The organism is Streptomyces achromogenes (genome assembly GCF_030816715.1).
Classification (GTDB): domain Bacteria; phylum Actinomycetota; class Actinomycetes; order Streptomycetales; family Streptomycetaceae; genus Streptomyces; species Streptomyces achromogenes_A.
The window spans coordinates 3,344,862-3,362,375 of sequence record NZ_JAUSYH010000001.1 but is presented as its reverse complement, the minus strand read 5'-3'; the positions used below and the strand labels follow the sequence as shown (position 1 = coordinate 3,362,375).

General features: G+C 74.5%; 16 protein-coding genes and 1 tRNA gene. 6 read left to right on the top strand and 11 right to left on the bottom strand.

Annotated features, from left to right (window positions below):
* The first annotated feature begins 9 nt into the window (after positions 1-9).
* Positions 10-1,566, top strand: coding sequence for a M6 family metalloprotease domain-containing protein (locus tag QF032_RS15070; RefSeq protein WP_373430471.1), 1,557 nt, complete (start codon positions 10-12; stop codon positions 1,564-1,566).
* Between the two features lie 52 nt (positions 1,567-1,618).
* Here QF032_RS15070 and QF032_RS15065 read toward each other — a convergent pair.
* The 7 genes from QF032_RS15065 to QF032_RS15035 all read right to left on the bottom strand — a co-directional run bounded on the left by QF032_RS15065 (position 1,619) and on the right by QF032_RS15035 (position 7,900).
* Positions 1,619-1,692 (bottom strand) — tRNA-Lys (locus tag QF032_RS15065).
* On the bottom strand, positions 1,683-2,270 hold the full coding sequence (locus tag QF032_RS15060) for a bifunctional DNA primase/polymerase (RefSeq protein ID WP_307043212.1): 588 nt from the start codon (positions 2,268-2,270) through the stop codon (positions 1,683-1,685). Before QF032_RS15060 ends, QF032_RS15065 begins: the two co-directional genes overlap by 10 nt.
* Positions 2,271-2,464: 194 nt before the next feature.
* Positions 2,465-2,833: a hypothetical protein gene (locus QF032_RS15055; RefSeq protein ID WP_306952131.1), complete on the bottom strand. Its 369-nt coding sequence runs from the start codon at positions 2,831-2,833 to the stop codon at positions 2,465-2,467.
* 82 nt (positions 2,834-2,915) lie between these two features.
* A complete protein-coding gene (locus QF032_RS15050; RefSeq protein ID WP_307043210.1) occupies positions 2,916-4,256 on the bottom strand; it encodes an AAA family ATPase in 1,341 nt (446 codons plus the stop codon).
* On the bottom strand, positions 4,253-5,842 hold the full coding sequence (locus QF032_RS15045; protein ID WP_307043207.1) for a hypothetical protein: 1,590 nt from the start codon (positions 5,840-5,842) through the stop codon (positions 4,253-4,255). The genes QF032_RS15050 and QF032_RS15045 overlap by 4 nt, the downstream gene beginning before the upstream one ends.
* Entirely contained in the window at positions 5,833-6,930 is a 1,098-nt protein-coding gene (locus tag QF032_RS15040) for a hypothetical protein (protein WP_307060260.1), read from the bottom strand. Before QF032_RS15040 ends, QF032_RS15045 begins: the two co-directional genes overlap by 10 nt.
* Before the next feature lies 1 nt (position 6,931).
* The gene (locus QF032_RS15035; RefSeq protein ID WP_307043205.1) at positions 6,932-7,900 is read right to left on the bottom strand and encodes a phosphatase PAP2 family protein; all 969 of its coding nucleotides are present in this window, start codon (positions 7,898-7,900) and stop codon (positions 6,932-6,934) included.
* 235 nt (positions 7,901-8,135) lie between these two features.
* On the opposite strand from QF032_RS15035, the gene QF032_RS15030 reads away from it, so the two are divergent.
* Complete coding sequence (locus tag QF032_RS15030; protein WP_307043203.1) at positions 8,136-8,729, top strand: histidine phosphatase family protein; 594 nt, start codon at positions 8,136-8,138, stop codon at positions 8,727-8,729.
* 98 nt (positions 8,730-8,827) lie between these two features.
* Here the strand turns inward: QF032_RS15030 and QF032_RS15025 are convergent, their stop codons facing one another.
* Complete coding sequence (locus QF032_RS15025) at positions 8,828-10,288, bottom strand: tetratricopeptide repeat protein (protein ID WP_307043201.1); 1,461 nt, start codon at positions 10,286-10,288, stop codon at positions 8,828-8,830.
* Positions 10,289-10,544: 256 nt separating this feature from the next.
* Here QF032_RS15025 and QF032_RS15020 point away from each other — a divergent pair, with 256 nt between their 5' ends.
* Positions 10,545-10,934 carry a hypothetical protein gene (locus tag QF032_RS15020; RefSeq protein WP_307043200.1) on the top strand — a complete coding sequence of 130 codons (390 nt, stop codon included), beginning with the start codon at positions 10,545-10,547 and terminating at the stop codon, positions 10,932-10,934.
* 98 nt (positions 10,935-11,032) lie between these two features.
* Positions 11,033-11,899, top strand: a complete 867-nt coding sequence (locus QF032_RS15015; protein ID WP_307043198.1) for a spermidine synthase — start codon at positions 11,033-11,035, stop codon at positions 11,897-11,899.
* Positions 11,900-11,984: 85 nt separating this feature from the next.
* Here the strand turns inward: QF032_RS15015 and QF032_RS15010 are convergent, their stop codons facing one another.
* A complete protein-coding gene (locus QF032_RS15010) occupies positions 11,985-12,524 on the bottom strand; it encodes a hypothetical protein (RefSeq protein WP_307056209.1) in 540 nt (179 codons plus the stop codon).
* Between the two features lie 156 nt (positions 12,525-12,680).
* Between QF032_RS15010 and QF032_RS15005 the strand changes: the two genes are divergently transcribed.
* Both QF032_RS15005 and QF032_RS15000 read left to right on the top strand, forming a co-directional pair.
* Positions 12,681-13,400 carry a response regulator transcription factor gene (locus QF032_RS15005; RefSeq protein WP_307056208.1) on the top strand — a complete coding sequence of 240 codons (720 nt, stop codon included), beginning with the start codon at positions 12,681-12,683 and terminating at the stop codon, positions 13,398-13,400.
* Complete coding sequence (locus tag QF032_RS15000) at positions 13,397-14,767, top strand: sensor histidine kinase (protein ID WP_307043192.1); 1,371 nt, start codon at positions 13,397-13,399, stop codon at positions 14,765-14,767. Before QF032_RS15005 ends, QF032_RS15000 begins: the two co-directional genes overlap by 4 nt.
* A 217-nt stretch (positions 14,768-14,984) precedes the next feature.
* Here the strand turns inward: QF032_RS15000 and QF032_RS14995 are convergent, their stop codons facing one another.
* Together QF032_RS14995 and QF032_RS14990 are read right to left on the bottom strand one after the other, a co-directional pair.
* The gene (locus tag QF032_RS14995; RefSeq protein ID WP_306952142.1) at positions 14,985-16,415 is read right to left on the bottom strand and encodes a GH1 family beta-glucosidase; all 1,431 of its coding nucleotides are present in this window, start codon (positions 16,413-16,415) and stop codon (positions 14,985-14,987) included.
* A 171-nt stretch (positions 16,416-16,586) separates the two neighbouring features.
* Positions 16,587-17,483 (bottom strand): carbohydrate ABC transporter permease, encoded by an 897-nt coding sequence (locus QF032_RS14990; RefSeq protein ID WP_307050099.1) that lies wholly within the window; start codon positions 17,481-17,483, stop codon positions 16,587-16,589.
* Positions 17,484-17,514: the final 31 nt, after the last annotated feature.

Below are 17,514 nucleotides of genomic sequence, written 5' to 3'. Positions count from 1 at the left end.
TGGGTGGCGGTGTCCCGTGAACCGCCCCCGGAGGTCTCTGTGCCGCGACTGCCGCGACCCGTGCGCCTGCTCCCGCGCCCCCGACTGCGCAGTACCGCGTCCGTGTTCACCACCCTCACCGCGCTCGCCGCGACCTCCCTGATCGGCAACCCCTCGGTGGCCGAACCCTTCTCCGCCGCGCCCTGCGCCCTGGCCCGCACCGCGGCCCACCACTCGGAGGGCCTGGACTCCTGGAACGCCGCCTACCCCCGCCCGGCCCGCTCGCTGGACGCGGTGATGGTGTTCCTGTCGTTCCCCGACCGGGCCCCGCTGATCTCGCCCGCCGAACTGGCCGCCGACCACTTCCCGGCCACCAGCCGCTTCTTCGAGCAGGCGTCGTACGGCAGGTTCAGCCTGCGCTCCCACCCGCTGAAGCAGTGGATCCGCATGCCGAAGCCGTCCACCGCCTACGCCATACGGCGTGACTGGAGTTCCGAGGGCCGGGCCTCCTACCTGCACGACGCCCTGGCCGCCGCCGACCCCCACGTCGACTTCTCCCGCTACGACGTCGTCTACTTCGTCGCCGACCCGGACGCCCCCGGCGTCGACTCGGACGCCACGAAGGTCGTCAACCTGGACGACCCGCTGCACGCCGACGGCACCGACCTCCGCCGGGTCGTCACCGTGTTCGAGAAGCACCCCCCGGACCGGCTCGTTCTCGCCCACGAGACCGGCCATGTCTTCGACCTGCCCGACCTCTATCACCGCCCCGTCGACGGCAAGGGCGACTGGGACACCTACGTCGGCGACTGGGACCTGATGGGCAGCCAGTTCGGACTCGCCCCCGACCTGTTCGCCTGGCACAAGTGGAAGCTGGGCTGGCTGGACCCGCGCCAGGTGCTGTGCCTGCGGGGCCCCGGCCCGGCCCGGCTGACGCTCGAGCCGCTCGGCGCCGGGCCGGGCGCGCGGACCGTACGGGCTTTCGGGCAACCGGGCGCCGGGTTCGGAGAGCCGGCCGCGCGAGTCCTCGGGGAACCGACCCTCGGCCCCGCGGAACCGGCCCCCGCCCCCGTGCGGCCGGCCCCGGCACCCTTGCAGCCGGTTCCCGCCCCTGTGCAGTCGGTCCCCGCCCCTGTGCAGTCGGTCCCCGCCCCTGTGCAGCCGGTCCCCGCCCCTGTGCAGTCGGCCCCCGGGCGGCCCGTCCCCGGGCGGCCGGCCCCCGTGGAGTCGGCTTCCGTGTCCGGCGGCGGTGCCAGGCTCGCGGTGGTCCGCACCGGCCCGGACAGCGCGCTCGCCTTCGAGGCGCGCGGCCCGGTGGGCAACGACCGCGCCGCCTGCCGCGCCGGCATCCTCGTCTACCGCGTCAGCAGCGCCGCCCGGTCGGGCCGCGGGCCGGTCGAGGTGCTCGACGCCCACCCGCGCACCGAAGCCTGCTGGGAGAACTCCGTCTATCCGCCGCTCGCCGACGCCCCGGTCGCTCTCGGTGAGAGCTTCACCGTCCCGGGCGACGGCGTCCGGGTGGACGTGGAGAGCCGGTCGGCGTCGGGGGCGTGGACGCTGAAGATCACCCCGGGCAGGAAGCTGTGAGATGACGGCACGAGAAAGGCCCCCCGCTCGCGCGAGGGGCCTTTCACTGTCGTGCGCCGCCAGGGACTCGAACCCCGGACCCGCTGATTAAGAGTCAGCTGCTCTAACCAACTGAGCTAGCGGCGCCTGCTGACGTCGTAGACCTTAGCATCCTGGTCGGGGGGAGGAGAAATCGATATGCGCACGGCCGAGCGGGCCGCCCGCACCGCCGCCCACAGCAGGATCTCGGGCCCCGGAAGCCAGGGGTGACGGGTGTCCGGGGCGACCACCCAGCGGGCGCCGCACCCCGGATCGGACGGCACCAGCGCGGGCACGGTCACCGCGTCGCCGGTGCCGTGGCACAGCAGCGGCGGCACGGTCGCGGCGCGGCCGTCCCGGCGGCCTTCGGCGCTCCACTCCTCCCACTCCAGCAGCGTGGGCAGTCGCTGGGCCGTGCCCGGCGCCGCGAACAGCAGCGTCCGGCCGCGGAACGCGGCCACCGGCCCGGAGCCGGGCCCGTCACCCCACAGTCGGTCGAGCATCGCCCGCCCGAACATCGCCGGCGCGCTGACGACGTCGAACACCGCGCCGCACGGCAGGACGACCGGCGCCTGCGGCCGCTCCTCCCAGAAGGCGAGCGTGCTGCGCGGATACGTTCCGGCGGAGGCGAGCCAGGCGGCGCCGTCCGGGGTGACGCCGAGGGCTTCGTCGTATGCGCTGCTCATGCCGACATGTCTACCGGCCGTGAGCGGGCGGTCTCACAGGGTTGCGCGAAATCGGGACGGGAGGGACGCGGAGGGAGTATCTTGCCCGCCCGGCATATGCCACCGGTGAGGTCGCGTGGTGCCACGGTGGCCCATATCCGTCAGACGGCTCACATGGCTCCGACGGCCCACGCAACGCGCACGGCGCGCACGGCTCACCCGGGGTCGGCGGGGCCCCGGCCCTCGGCGTCGCCCCGCAGCAGGTCCCGGCCGAACTCGACCATCTTCTTCGCGTAGTCCTCGGTCCACTCGGCCCGATCGGCGATGTCCGCCGTCGTCAGCCGGTCGAAGCGGCGCGGATCGGCGAGCTGGGCCGCGGCCATCGCCTGGAATTCCAGCGCCCGGTCGGCCGCCGCCCGGAACGCGAGTGTCAGCTCCGTCGCCCGGCTCAGCAGCGCCCCCGGATCGTCTATCGACTCCAGGTCGAAGAAGTGCTCGGGGTCGCCGGCCGCCTCGGCGGGCTCGAAGAGCAGGGGCGCGGGGCGTAGCCGCGGTTCGTGCCGACGCGGCGTGGGCTCCGCCATGTCTTCTCCTCCTCGTACGGTTCGGATGCAGGCCGCCTTCCATTCTCCCCCGCCGGCGCAAGAGGCATTCGGCCCCGGACCCTCAAGGCTTCCAGGCGACCCGATGTTCCCCGAGATGCGCCAGCACCGCGTGGTTGGCCTCCCAGCCGTCCGGGAACTTCACGAGGGTGCCCAGCTGCACCGGTTCGGTCGACGGGTACTCGTCCAGCAGGTCGCCGACGCCCGCCCGGCACACCACCACGCACGCGTGCCGATGGCGGGAGGCGAGGACGCACAGCCGGCCGGTCTCCAGATGGAATGCGGTGGCGTCGGGGCGGCCGGAGAGCGGGTGCAGGATCACCGTGACGTCGAACTCCATGCCCTGCAGCCGGTTGGCGGTGTCCACCGTCACGTCGCTGACGCCGAGCTCCGCCAGCGCCGCACGTACGGCCGCCGCCTGGTCGCGGTGGGCGGTGCCGACCGCGACCCGGTCGGCCGTGAGCGGGGCCGGGTCGGGGGAGCGCTCCGAGACGGCCGCGCCGCCCCGGTCCAGCAGCCGCCGCACCACCACGGCGACCGCCCGCACCGCTTCCGGGTCGGTGCGGGGCGTGTGCCGGGCGGGCAGCTCCAGCAGGCCCCAGCCGGACTCCGCCGCCTCGTCGATCACCCGGTCGGCGCCGGAGCCGTCCGACGGGACGGCGAAGGAGAGACGGCGGTCGCCGTGCCCGGTGCCGCTGCGGAACGGCGTGTACGGGTAGAACGCGGCGGAGACCAGCGGCGCGGCCGACGCCGGGAGCCGCCAGGACACCGGCAGCCGGTGCTGCGGCAGCTCCGGGTTGTGCGCGAGGAGGGTGCTCACCGCCGACGCCGACGGGTCGTACGACAGCCCCGCCCACTGCTCGCCGCCGACGATCGAGAACGGGTCCAGCTGCCCGGGGTCGCCCACGAACAGTGCCCGCTCGAACAGCCCGGCCACGGCCAGCAGCCCGTCCGACCGCATCTGGTACGCCTCGTCCACGATGGCGTGCCGCCACGGCTCGTCGGTCTTCACGTGCGCCCACTTGGCGGCGGTGGAGATCACCACCGGCAGCCCGGCCAGCTCCCCCGCCTTCGCCGACTTGCGCACGTTCGGCAGCTGGTCGAGCGCCTTGTCGTACGGGTCGGCGTCACTGCTGTGCAGCCGGCCCACCGGCAGCTCGGGGCTCTTCTCGGCGAGCCGCAGCACCAGGTCGTCGACCTGTGCGTTGGTCTGCGCGACCACCATCAACGACCGCCCCGCGTCGGCCAGTTCGAGTGCCGCCCGGACGACGAGCGTGGACTTGCCGGCACCCGGCGGGGAGTCCACGACGACCCCGCGCGCGGTGGCGTGCAGGGTGTCGCGCAGGATCGCGTCGGTGGCGCGGGCGGCGGCGGTACCGGGGTCGAGAGCGGCCTCGGCGGTCACAGGACGTCCTCCTGGGTGACGGAGTCGGGGGGTTCGGGCGCCTGCTCACCGGGCGGACCGCCGTGCGTCCACGGGGTGTCCTCCGGGTCGGGCAGCTTCGCGCCGCCGCGCTGCTCGTGTTCGAAGAGGGTGAAGCAGAGCCGGTCGCCCTTCTCCGGCACCGACCCCGCCTCGGGCTCCTTGCCGCGGCCCATCTTGTCGACGATCCGCAGCACGACCAGGTCCTCCGCGGCCCGCTCCACGAACTCGGCGGCCTGCGGCTTCCCGCCCAGCGACCGGTACGTCTTCGCCCGCTCGGCGAGATGCGGCCGGTCGTCCGTCCGGACGGTGACCAGCGGACGGGGGCTCGGCCGCCGGCCCTCGCCGTACGTCATGACGACGTCGACGACCTCGCCCGCGAAGGCCTCCCCGGCCAGCCGGCGGCCCGCCATCGCCAGCGGGTCGTCGAGCGCCTCCTGGGCCTCCAGCCGGGCCTGTTCGCGTTCGCGCGTGGCGAGCTTGTTGGCCGCCGTGACCGCGTCGTCCCGGCGCGGCTGCGGGGGCTCGCCGGCGACCACCCGGTCGCGGTGGCCGGTGAACGACCAGCGGTCGCGCGTCCACCGCTCCTCGACGTGCGCGCCCTCGGGCAGGGCCCGCAGCAGGTCCAGGCCCGACCACACCGCGTTCCAGGTGGGCAGCGTCCGGCTGCGCACCAGCTCGCGGATCTCCCGCTCGGCGGCGGTGAGCGCGCCCAGCCGGTCGTCGGCCTGCAGGCCGTCCTCGGCGGCGGCCAGGGCGGTGCGCGCGCGGTCGTAGCGCTCGATGGCGGGGGCGAGCAGCTTGTTGTCGAACGCCGGGTCGGTGGCCGGACCGGCCGGCGGGCACCGCAACTGCCCGTCGGCGTCCCGTGCGAGCTCCGCGCGCAGCGCCGCCTCGGCGCCCGTCTCGCCGGGCGGCGGATCGATCCAGGCGAGCAGCGCCCCCAGGTGCTGGTCCTCCAGGCTGGACTGCCCGGTCGCCCAGTGCCGGCCCAAAACCTCCGTGAGGGCCAGCAGCAGCGAGGAACCGGGCACCCGGGACCGCTCCCCGAAGTGCGTCAGCCACCGCCCGAGCAGCGGCACGCGCGGGGGCGCGGGATGCGGCGTCTCCGGGTCCTGCTCGGCCGTCCGCCGAAAGCGCATGGAGCGGCCCAGCAGGCGCACGAGGTCGACGCCCGCGCGGCTCGGCACGATCAGCTGGGGCGCGTCCGCGCACAGCTCGACCTCGACCTTGACGCGTTTGCCGGTCTCCGGGTCGGTCTCGGCCCGCTCGGCGGCCTCCACGTCGTCGGCGTAGGAGTCGAGGTAGGGCAGGATCACGTCGGCCAGTTCGGCGAGGAACGCGAACCGCAGGTCGCGGTCGCGCGGCTGCGGCACGACCAGCAGCCGCGGCGCGTCCCGGTCGGTGCCGACCAGCGCGCCGAGCGGGGCGCCGGCCTCACCGGCGGTGGTCAGCGGCACGAACACCAGCGGGCGCTCGGACAGCCGACGGTGGCGGACGGTGGCGGCGGGCTGGGCGCGGCCGGTGGCGACGGCCTCCAGCCGGGCCAGGGCGGTGATCAGGGACACATCGACCCCAGGGCCTCCCGGCGCAGCTCCGCGGCCCGGCGCAGGGCGGCGACGGCCGGGTCCCGCGGATCGCCGGCCTCGCCGCGGGTCGCCGCCAGGACGTCCTCGACGGTGCTCAGCCCGCCGAGCTCGGCCCGCACCGACCGGCCCAGCGAGGTGACCGCGTCGGCCGCGCGGGAGCGCTCACGGCAGTGGAACGCCAGCTCGCAGGCGGCCAGGCACTCGGGAGCGTACGCCGCGGGGACCGCCTCGACGGCCTGGGTGAGCTGCTCGGCGGGCAGCTCGGGGGAGAAGCAGACGCCGTCGGGCAGGGCGTCGGCGATCTCCTGGATGCGGGTGAGGCGGGCGAGCTGGCGGCGGGTGACGGCACGCTGCTTGCGCACGTCCACGGCGGACGCGGTGGGCAGGTTGGAGAAGTCCTTGGGGCAGACCAGGAGCACCCGGTGGCGTACGCGCGGGGAGGGCTCCAGACGGGCGGCGACCTCCTCGAGTGCCAGCACGTACACGGCGGCCTGCCGGGCGGCGGCGCCGACCTTCGCGGGGTCCGCCGCGCCGTCCAGCATCGGGAAGGACTTGATCTCCACGACCGTCCAGCTGCCGTCCGGGTGGACCACCACCGCGTCCGGCTCGAGGAAGGCGGGGGAGCCCGCCACGTCGAGGGCGATCATCGGGTGGTCGAGGAGCGTCCAGCCGCCGGCACCGCCCGCGTCGGCGGCTTCCGCCGCGGCCGCGGCTGCCTCGCGCAGCGCCAGCGCCGTGCGTGCGGTGCGGCCCTCTGGGCCGATCGCGGACAGGTCGGGAACGGCCGCGCCGGCGGGCGGCGGCGCGGCCGGGTCGAGCCGTTCGTGCACCAGCCGCAGCAGTTCCGCGCCGCCGTCCGCCTTCACCTTCGCTTCGAAGGCGTTGCCGCGGGTGAGGGCGAACTGGGACTGGCCGAAGGCGGACGGCGAGCCCAGCGCGCCCGCCAGGGCCGCCTTGTTCACGCCGGCGCCGTCGAGGATGGCGCGCCGCTTGCAGCCCGGGTTCGCGGCGAGCGCGGCGAGGGCGCGGGCGTCCAGCGCCTTGGCCGGTGTGTCGGGGCCGCGCAGCTCAGCGAGCCGCTGCCGGAGCGCCGTCCCCCGCGTCCGAGGGAGAGACGTCCGGTTCGACTCCGGGGCGGAGCCGTGACTCGCGCTGCCGTGGAATTCGCTCACCCGGGGAAGTCTGGCATCCGCCACTGACAACCGGGGCCGAAGGGGCGGGAGAGTCCGCCGGGAGAGCCGGGGCGAGCGCCGGGACGCGGGAGGCGAACCACACCCGGGCCCGGTCCGCGGCGCGCATCGCCCACGGTGCCAGCAGCAGTCCGACGCCCATCACGGCCGCGCCGGCGGCCGCGTCGAGGAAGTAGTGGTTGGCGGTGCCCATCACCACGAGCGTGGTCACCAGCGGGTAGACGACGCCCGCCGTCTTCGCCAGGCGGGTGCCGCCGTGGCGCCACAGCATCACACCGCACCACAGGGCCCAGCCCACGTGCAGGCTCGGCATGGCCGCGTACTGGTTGGTCATGCCGCCCATGCCGCGCGGCGCGCTCGCCTCGCCGCCCCACCAGCCGTACGAGCTGTACTGGGCCATCGTGTCCACGAAGCCGTGCCCCGCCGACAGCAGCCGCGGCGGGCAGGTGGGCATCAGGGTGAAGCCGATGAGGCCGATGAAGGTGGACGCCATCAGCCAGGTGCGGGCCGCCCGGTAGTGCACCGTCTGCGACCGGAACAGCCACACCAGGATCGCCGGGGTGACCAGGTAGTGCAGCGACGCGTACCAGAAGTCGGCCGGCACGCCGATCCAGGCGTGGGCCGTGAACAGCCGGTTCAGCGGGTGCTCGGCGTTGAGGTAGAACACCTTCTCGACGCGCAGGATCGCCAGACCGTGGTCGACGGCGGTGGAGACGTCACCGCGCGCGAGCAGCCGGCCCGCCGAGTAGCAGAGGTACACCAGCACCAGCAGGGGCAGCTCGGTCCACCAGCGCAGCCGTGCTGTCCGCGGGGCCGCCTCGGTGCCTGGTGTCTCGGTCTGCGGCATCCGATCGCCTCCCCCTTCTGGTCGCTGTCTGGTGCTGGTCCGGTCACTGCGGCGCCGGTGGCGCGGGACGTGCCACTTTACGGCGGGCGGACGCGCCCCTCGCGAGGGGCCCCGGATCTCAAAGACGCTGAGATCGCCCGCCGGGTTGCCCCTGTTCAGGGTGAGCGATGATGGAGGGGATCCGCCCCCGAATTCTCCCCTGGTCCCTCCCAGGGTTCTCCCGGAAAGGTCCCCCATGGCACCGCGCATTCTGCTGGCCCGGCACGGGCAGACGGAGTGGTCGCTGTCCGGCAAGCACACCGGCAGGACCGACGTGCCCCTCCTGGAGGAGGGCCGCCGGGGCGCCAAGCTGCTGGGGGAGCGGCTGCACCGGCCGCCCTTCGACGGCCTCGCCGACGCCGAGATACGCACCAGCCCGCTGGTCCGCGCGCGGGAGACGTGCGCGCTCGCCGGCTTCGGCGAGCGGGCCGAGGTCTGGGACACCCTGCTGGAGTGGCACTACGGCGCGTACGAGGGGATGACCCCCGCGGAGATCCACGCCGTCCGGCCCGGGTGGCTCATCTGGCGCGACGGTGTTCCCGAGGGGGAGACCCTGGCCGAGGTGACGGCCCGCGCGGACGAGGTCGTCGCCTGGGCCCGCTCGGCCGACCGGGACGTGCTGGTCTTCGCCCACGGGCACATCCTCCGGTCCATAGGGGCACGCTGGCTGGGTCTGCCGCTGGACTTCGCCGCGCGGATCCGCCTGAACCCCACGTCGGTGTCGGTCCTGGGCTGGGCCTACGGCGAGCCGGCGATCGAGAGCTGGAACGACCTCGGTCACCTCGTCTGACCCCGGTCGAAGGTACGGGCGCAGGAACGGGCTCTGGGGTGGGCCGGGGCAGGTCAGAGCAGGGGCACCCGGCCGGGACGGGGCCGGGGGGCCGCCGCTCACACCGTCCGCGGCGTCGAGGCGTGCCGCTCCAGGAACGCGGACACACCGCCCGCCCTCCGGTGCGGCAGCAGCACCCGCGCCGTCCCCGCCAGCATGGTCTGGATCCGAGACGACTGGACCTGGTCCAGCAGATCCAGGACCCGCAGTCCGGCCACCGCGGCCTCGTCGGGACGTCCCCCGCGCGCGAGGTCGTCCGCCAGCTCGGCCGTGTACAGGGCGATGTTCCGGGTGAAGTGCGGGTCCTGGAGGTCCGCGGCCCGTTTCGCGTGCCGGGCAGCGCGCGGCCAGTCGCCCAGCGCTGACCAGCACTGCGCCGTGAGCCCCTCCAGCTCGGCCTCGCCGTAGAAGCTCATCCACTCGGGGTCGTGGTCGCAGCGGCCGCGTTCGTAGAGGGCCTGTGCGCGTACGAGCGCCTGCTCGCAGCCGGTCCGGTCGGCGAGCCCCGCCCAGCCGCCCGCCTCACGCAGCGCCAGCAGCGACATCAGCCGGGGCGAGCCCAGCGGGCGGGCGACGCGCTGGGCGGCCTGGGCGGCGCGGACGGCCTCGCGGGGGCGGCCCGCGTCCCGCGCGAGGAACGCCGTGTTGCAGAAGGCGTGCGCCTCCAGCGCGTCGTCCCCGGTCACCCGGGCGGTCGCCAAGGCCTCGGCGTAGTGCGAGCGCGCGTCGTCGAACCGGCCCGAGTCGTGCGCCAGCCAGCCCACCGAGATGGCGAGCTCCCCGGCGCCCGAGTGGAGCCGGTCGGCGGTCGTCTGACGGGTGGTCCCGGCGTCCAGCAGCGCGAAGGCGGCGCGCAGCGGAGCGGCCGCGCGCCGGTAGAGGCCGTCGGCCCCGTGCCGGTCGTCCAGCAGCCGGATTCTGCGGACCGCGTCTTCGAGTGCGCCCGCCTCGCTCGATCCCGCGCGACGTCCCCGGCGGGCCGCCGCCGAAGCGCCGTGGGCGAGGACGAAGGGGCCCAGGGTGGCGGCGGCCATGGTGGCGCCTCCGCCGGTCATGAATGCGCGACGCAGCACGTCGCTCTCCTCGTGGTCGTGGTGCATGTCGTACGGGTCCTGCCTGTCATACGGTTCGTGCGCTCGGCGCGTCTCATCGGTGTGCCGCTCGTCACCGGTGGCGCGCGCCGGTCCCGCGGGGTGCGCACCGGGGGCTTCCTCGGTGCCGCGCGCCCCTCGGCCGCGTACGGACGAGCGGGGTGCGAACCCCAGATCGGCGAGTGTGCGGCCGGGGAACATGTGCAGGAACACCCGCTCGTAGGCGTAGTTGGGACAGCGGATCTCGCCTGCCTCCACCCGGCCGATGTAACGCGCGTCGCAGCTGACCCGCTCGCCGATCTCGCGCGCGGCCCGCCGTACGAGCGCGGCGAACTCGGCCGGTGAGCGCTGTCCGCGCAGCTGCCGGAAGACGGAGTTGGGCCGCGCCGGCCGGTCGGGCCGAGCTGGGGTCACCGTTGACGACGCCATGGCCGGGTCCTCTCGTGCGAACCGTCGAACCATGCCGGACCAGGGGTGAGTTGTCCGAGGGGCACCCTTGTTCCCGGCGGGCAAGAACGTACCTGCTGTGGCCGGGCCGCCATGCGGTGTTTGGCTACAAAACGGATATCTCATCCGCGATCTGCCATGAACTGCCATCCTTTGCGGCGGACTTCCGCCGTAGCCCTTGACGCCGTGACGCGTTGAGCCTTGTGGACTACAGGCGGGCTGCGCGGTGGAGGCCGGAATGGAGACCAGCCAGAGCAACGATCGTCGGATGCCGTCGGTGGCGGCATGCGACCTGGTGACGGTGGGGACCCGGCAGGGGTTGGAGGCGGTGGACATCCTGCGGCGCGGGCCGGCCGGGGACGGGGTGGGTCCCGTACTGCACGACGACGGCGGCGACACGCTCGTCTTCGTGGTGCCGCCCGGCACCGCGGCGGCGTGGGACGTGCCGGGCAGCGTCTGCACCAGGACCGACGGCCGACGGCTGAGACCCGCCCCCGAGCCGCCCGGGCAGGGCCCGGACTGGCTGGTGCCCCCCTGCGAGGCGGACCTCGCGACGGATCCGGCGGTGCTGCGGCGGGCGTTGGGCGAGGCGGCCCGGCTGATCGAGGCGGCGGACAGCTGCCGTTAGGGCGTGGTCGAGCTGGGCGGGGCCCGGGGTCGGGGCCGCGGGCGGGCCACCGGGGGCCGGGGGCGCGGCGAGCCGTCGGGGCCTGCGAAAATGCTGTCATGGGAAAGTCCAGGAACACCCGGCGCGAGCGGGACGCCGACGCCGTCGTCGAGCCCGTCGACGGCGGACTCGCCCAGCTCGTCCCCGACCGGGACCGGGCACGGGCCTGGACGCTGCTCATCGACGGCGCCCCCCAGTCGCACGTCGACCTCGACGACCCCGGGTACCTCTCCTTCGAGTACCAGCGGCGCCTCGGCCATGTCATCGACCTCGCCGCCCCGGCCGGCAAGCCCCTGCACGCCGTGCACCTCGGCGGCGGCGCGTTCACCCTCGCCCGGTACGTGGCCGCCACCCGCCCCCGCTCCACCCAGCAGGTCGTCGAACGTGACGCCGCCCTCGTCCGGCTGGTGCGCCGGGAACTGCCGTTGGACCCGGGGGCGCGGATCAGGGTCAGGTCCCTCGACGCGCGCGAAGGCCTCGCCAAGGTGCCGGACGGATGGGCCGATCTCGTCGTGGCCGATGTGTTCAGCGGCGCCAGGACCCCCGCCCACCTCACCTCGACCGAGTTCCTCGACGAGGTCCGCCGGGCGCTGAGGCCCGGCGGGGTCTACGCCGCCAACCTCGCCGACGGCCCGCCGCTCGCGCATCTGCGCGGCCAGATCGCCACCGCCGCCGCCCGCTTCCCCGAACTCGCGCTGGTCGCCGACCCGACCGTGCTGCGGCGCAAGCGGTTCGGCAACGCCGTGCTCGTCGCCTCCGACCTGCCGCTGCCGATCGCCGAACTGACCCGCCGGGCCGCCTCCGATCCGCACCCCGGCCGGGTCGAACACGGCCGGGCGCTGACCGACTTCACCGGCGGCGCGGCGGCGGTGGCGGACGCGTCGGCGGTGGCCTCGCCCGCGCCGCCGCCCTCGGTGTTCCGCTGACGCGCCCGGCCCCGCGCAGCGGGCGTTCGTTCCGGGGTTCGGTGCGGGGTTCGGTGCGGGCTTCCGTCCGGGTTTCGTTCCGGCGTCAGTACGTTCCCACCTCCACCCGGGGCGGCCCGTCGTGCCAGGTGCAGAACACCGACACCCGGTCCGCGCCCGAGCTGAACTCCACCCGGATCCACGACTCGGTCTTCCACACCTGCATCGACCAGGCCGCGCCCGGCGTGGCCGAGACCAGCGTCGCCGAGGTCTTCCCGAGGTCGAAGACGACCCGGCCGCCGTCGGTGTCGTAGCTCCTGACGCTGTTCCCCGTCGTACCGGAGGCGCCGGGGACGCTCGGTGAGGGGCTGCCGGCCGTCGCCGTACTCGACGGGGTGGGCGCGACGGGCGTGCGGCCGGGCCTGCGGGACGGACCGGCCGACGGTGCGGCCGACGGTCCGGGACCGCTCGCGGACGCGGCCGGCGGCTTAGGCTCCCGCGCGGCCGCGTCGGCGACCAGCGGCAGGGCGCGCGGCGGGTCGTAGGCCGTGCCCGTCATCACCGTGTGCACGCCCCACCACGACAGCGTGACCGCCGCGCCCGTGGCGAGCGACCAGGCCAGTACGTGTACGAGTCCTCTGCGCATCGCCGCCATCCTGCCCCACGCGCCCCACCCGTGTCCCTGCCCGGGTGTCCCCGTCCGTCCCGCCCGCGGAGCCCGGCGGACCCACCGGTTCTCCACCGACGCCGAGTTGTCCACAGGCCCGAATGACGTCCGCCCGCATGGCGTAGGTTGCGGCGCATGGCAAGTGTGCTCGTGGTCGAGGACGACCAGTTCGTACGCTCGGCGCTCATCCGGCACCTGACCGACGCCGCGCACACGGTGCGCAGTGTCGGCACGGCGCTGGAGGCGTTGCGCGAGGTCGCCCACTTCTCCTTCGACGTGGTCGTCCTCGACCTCGGGCTGCCCGATCTGGACGGGTCCGAGGCCCTGAAGATGCTGCGCGGCATCACGGACGTGCCGGTCATCATCGCCACCGCGCGCGACGACGAGTCGGAGATCGTCCGGCTCCTCAACGCGGGCGCGGACGACTATCTGACCAAGCCGTTCTCGGTGGAACACCTGTCGGCCCGGATGGCGGCCGTGCTGCGGCGCTCCCGCGCCGGCGCCGGGGAGGCGGCGCCGTCCACCGTCCTGCGGGTCGGCGGGCTGACCGTGGACCCGCTGCGCCGTCAGGCCGAGCTGGACGGCGTACGGCTCGACCTGACCCGCCGCGAGTTCGACCTGCTGGCGTTCCTGGCGAGCCGGCCAGGGGTCGTGGTCGCGCGCCGGGAACTGCTGGCCGAGGTGTGGCAGCAGTCCTACGGCGACGACCAGACCATCGACGTCCATCTGTCCTGGCTGCGGCGCAAGTTGGGCGAGACGGCGGCGCGGCCGCGCTATCTGCGCACGCTGCGGGGCGTCGGCGTGAAGCTGGAGCCGCCGGCCTGCGGCCTGGGGGGAGCGGAGCCGCCGCGATGAGATGGGCACTGGTCAAGGTGTGTCTGGCGGTCACCACGATGGTCGTGATCGCCTTCGCGGTCCCGCTGGGGCTCGTCATCAAGGAGATGGCCCGGGACCGGGCGTTCTCCAACGCGGAGCGGGTGGCCGCGGTCGTCGTCCCGGCGCTGTCCATCACCACCGACCGCGACCAGCTGGAGCGGGTGGTGGCCGCGGCGGGCTCCGACGACGGGATGGCGGTGCACCTGCCGGCGAGCGAGGGGCGGGCCGCCGTCGACCTCGGCCGGCAGCGCGCGGACGCCGCCGCCGTCGCGGCCGTGCGGAAGCTGGGCCGGGCGTCCATGGCGGAGGTCCCCGGCGGTTCCGTGCTGCTCCAGCCGGTCGCGCTGAGCCTGGGGACCGCGGTGATCGAGGTGTACGTCCCCGAGTCCGAGGTGAGCAACGGCGTCGCCACGGCCTGGGCGGTGCTGGCCGCGGTCGGGGCCGCGCTGGTCGTCGGGTCGGTCGCGGTCGCCGACCGGCTGGGCGTGCGGATGGTGCAGCCGGCCAGGCGGCTGGTCGAGGGGGCGCACGAGCTGGGGGAGGGCAAGCTCGGGGCGAGGGTGCCGGAGGAGGGGCCGAGCGAACTGCGCCTCGCCGCAGTGGCGTTCAACTCGATGGCCGACCAGGTCGTCCAACTACTGGCCAATGAGAGGGAGTTGGCGGCGGACCTGTCCCACCGCCTGCGGACCCCGCTGACCGTGCTCCGGCTCAACGCGGCCTCCCTCGGTGACTCCCCGGCCGCCGAGCAGACCCGCACGGCGGTCGCCCAGCTGGAACGCGAGGTGGACACCATCATCCGCACCGCGCGGGAGGCCAAGCCGCAGACGGCGGCCGCCGGTCCCGGCGCGGGCTGCGACGCGGCGGAGGTGGTCCGGGAACGGATGGCGTTCTGGTCGGCGCTCGCGGAGGACGAGGGCCGCAAGGTGCGCACCGCCGGCGTCGACCGCCCGGTCCGCATCCCGGTCGCCCGCGCCGACCTCGCGGCCGCCCTCGACGCCCTGCTCGGCAACGTCTTCCGCCACACCCCGCAGGGCACCGCCTTCGCGGTCGACGTCCACAACGCCGAGGACGCGGCGATCGTCCTGGTCTCCGACGCCGGCCCGGGCATCCCCGACCCCGTCGCGGCGATGGCCCGCGGCCGGGGGTCCGGGACCGCCGGCTCGACCGGCCTCGGCCTGGACATCGTCCGCCGGCTCGCCGAGTCCACGGGCGGCGACGTGCGCATCGGCTCCTCGGTACTGGGCGGCACGGAGGTCCGCCTCTGGCTCCAGCTGACCGACCGCCGACCGACCCGCAAGGGCCACCGCGGCACGGTCCGCAGACGGAGACGGACCGCGCTCCGGTGACGCCGGGGGCCGCCTGGGCCGGCCCGCGGGCGGGCGCGGGCCTGATCGGCCTCCACCTCTGACCGGTTCCGTGGCCTTCCTCGAGCGACGCCGCGTCCCGTCACGCAGAGGGCGCGGCACGCCCCCACGGCGTGCCGCGCCCCTCCCCCTGCCCCCCGGGTCAAGCGGTCTGTGCGGTCGGGCGGTCCCGACCTCCGTCAGGTGCTGTCGACCTCCGTCAGGCGGTCTCGGCCTCCGGCAGCGAACCGGTCCGCGCCGCCTGGCCGTACCAGAGGGCGCTCGACTTCGGCGTGCGGGTCAGCGTCGCGTAGTCCACGTACACCGCGCCGAACCGCTTCTCGTAGCCGTACGCCCACTCGAAGTTGTCCAGCAGCGACCACAGGTAGTAGCCGCGCACGTCCGCGCCGTCCGCGATCGCCTGCCGCACGGCCGCCAGGTGGCCGCGCAGATAGGCGATGCGCTCCGGGTCGTGGACGCGGCCGTCCGAGTCGGGCTTGTCGTCGTAGGCCGCGCCGTTCTCCGTGATGTACAGCGGCAGGCCCGGCGCCTCCCGGGTGTAGCGCATGATCAGCTCGTGCAGACCGGTCGGGTCGATGGACCAGCCCATCTCCGTGCGGTCGCCGGGCGTCAGGTGGAACGCCACGTCGTCCGCGCCCGGCCACGGCGAGTGGTCGCTCGCGCCGTGACCGTCCGAGCGGGGGCCGCGCACCGAGGCGTCCGCCGCCGAGACCAGCGTGGGCGTGTAGTAGTTGAGGCCCAGCGCGTCCAGCGGCTGGTGGATGGTGCGCAGATCGCCCTCGAGGACGTACGACCAGTCCGTCAGCGACGAGGTCGCCGCGAGCAGCGTCTCGGGGTAGGCGCCCCGCAGGATCGGGCCGTGGAAGACGCCGTTGGCGAGGTCGTCGATCTTCTGCACCGCGGCCAGGTCCGCCGGGTCGCCCGGGGACAGCGGGCGCACCACCGAGGAGTTGAGGCTGATCGCCACCGCGTTGCGGGCCGGCATGGCCGCGCGCAGCGCCGACGTGCCCAGACCGTGCGCCAGGTTCAGGTGGTGCGCCGCCTTCAGCGACGCCACCGGCTCCGTACGGCCCGGCGCGTGCACCCCGGAGGCGTAGCCGAGGAAGGCGCTGCACCACGGCTCGTTCAGCGTGATCCAGTTCTCCACCCGGTCGCCGAGCGCCTCGCCGACGATCTGCGCGTACTCCGCGAACCGGTAGGCCGTGTCCCGCTCCGGCCAGCCGCCCGCGTCCTCGAGCTCCTGGGGGAGGTCCCAGTGGTAGAGGGTGACGGCCGGCTTGATGCCCTTCGCCAGCAGCTCGTCCACCAGACGGCGGTAGAAGTCCAGGCCCACCTGGACCGCGGGACCGCGGCCGGTCGGCTGGACCCGGGACCAGGAGATGGAGAAGCGGTACGCCGACAGGCCCAGGTCCGCCATCAGCGCCACGTCGTCGCGGTAGCGGTGGTAGTGGTCGACAGCGATGTCACCGTGCTCGCCGCCCGCCGTCTTGCCGGGGGTATGGCTGAAGGTGTCCCAGATCGAGGGGGTGCGGCCGTCCTCCCGCACCGCCCCCTCGATCTGGTACGCGGAGGTCGCCGCGCCCCAGAGGAAGGCGGGAGGAAAGGTCACCGGAGAAACGGGCTCAGGCATGGAAGCGCTCCCATGAGTGGTCGTCGAGACCGACGGAGGTTGAGGGGGGAAGTAATGCGAGGGGGCCGAGGCGGCGGTGACCCGGCCCCCGGGAGGTTCATGGACGCGTGACGGCCCGCGCCTGTGCCGCCGGCGTCGTGTGCGGTGGGCGTCCCGGCCGCGCGGGGCGGCTCAGCCCTTCACCGCGCCCTGCATGATGCCGCCCACGATCTGCTTGCCGAAGATCGCGAAGACCGCCAGCAGCGGCAGCGTGCCGAGCAGCGCGCCCGCCATGATCAGGGACTGGTCCGGGGTGTAGCCACGGCCCAGGCCCGCGACCGCCACCTGCACGGTCGGGTTGCCGGTCTGGCTCAGCACCAGGAACGGCCACAGGAAGTCGTTCCAGGTCTGCACGAACATCAGCATGCCGAGCACCGCCATCGCGGGGCGCGCCGCGGGGAACACCACGTGCCACACCACCCGCCAGCTGCTCGCGCCGTCCACCCGGGCCGCCTCGATGATCTCGTCGGGCAGCGCCTGGATGAGGTACTGCCGCATGAAGAACACCCCGAACGCGCTCACCAGCGACGGCAGGATCACCGCCTGGAGCTGGTCCGTCCACTCCAGCTTGGCGACCATCATGTACAGCGGGATGATGCTCAGCTGCGGCGGCACCATCATCGTGCCGATCACGATCAGCATCAGCGCGCCCCGGCCCCGGAAGCGGAGCTTGGCGAAGGCGAACCCGGCGATCGTCGAGAGGAACACGATCGTCGCCGCCGACGTGCCCGCGACGATGGTCGTGTTGACGAAGGCCTTGCCCAGGTTCGCGTCGTTCCAGGCCACGTCCAGGTTGTGGAAGAGGTTGGAGCCGAACACGAACGGGGGCGGGTTCTGTGCCAGCCGCTGGTTGTCGCGGGAGGCGGCGATCGCCGTCCACACCAGCGGGAACAGCGACACGATGGTGAACACGGCCAGGATGATGTAGGCGATCGGGCCGCCGTGCATGTGCCCGCCGGCCTGCGCGGACTTCGGGCGTCGCGTCTTGCGGGCCGTCGGCACGGCGTCCTCGGGCTTCGCGGTCCTCACGGTCGTTGTCGTCGTCGTCACGGCCGGTACT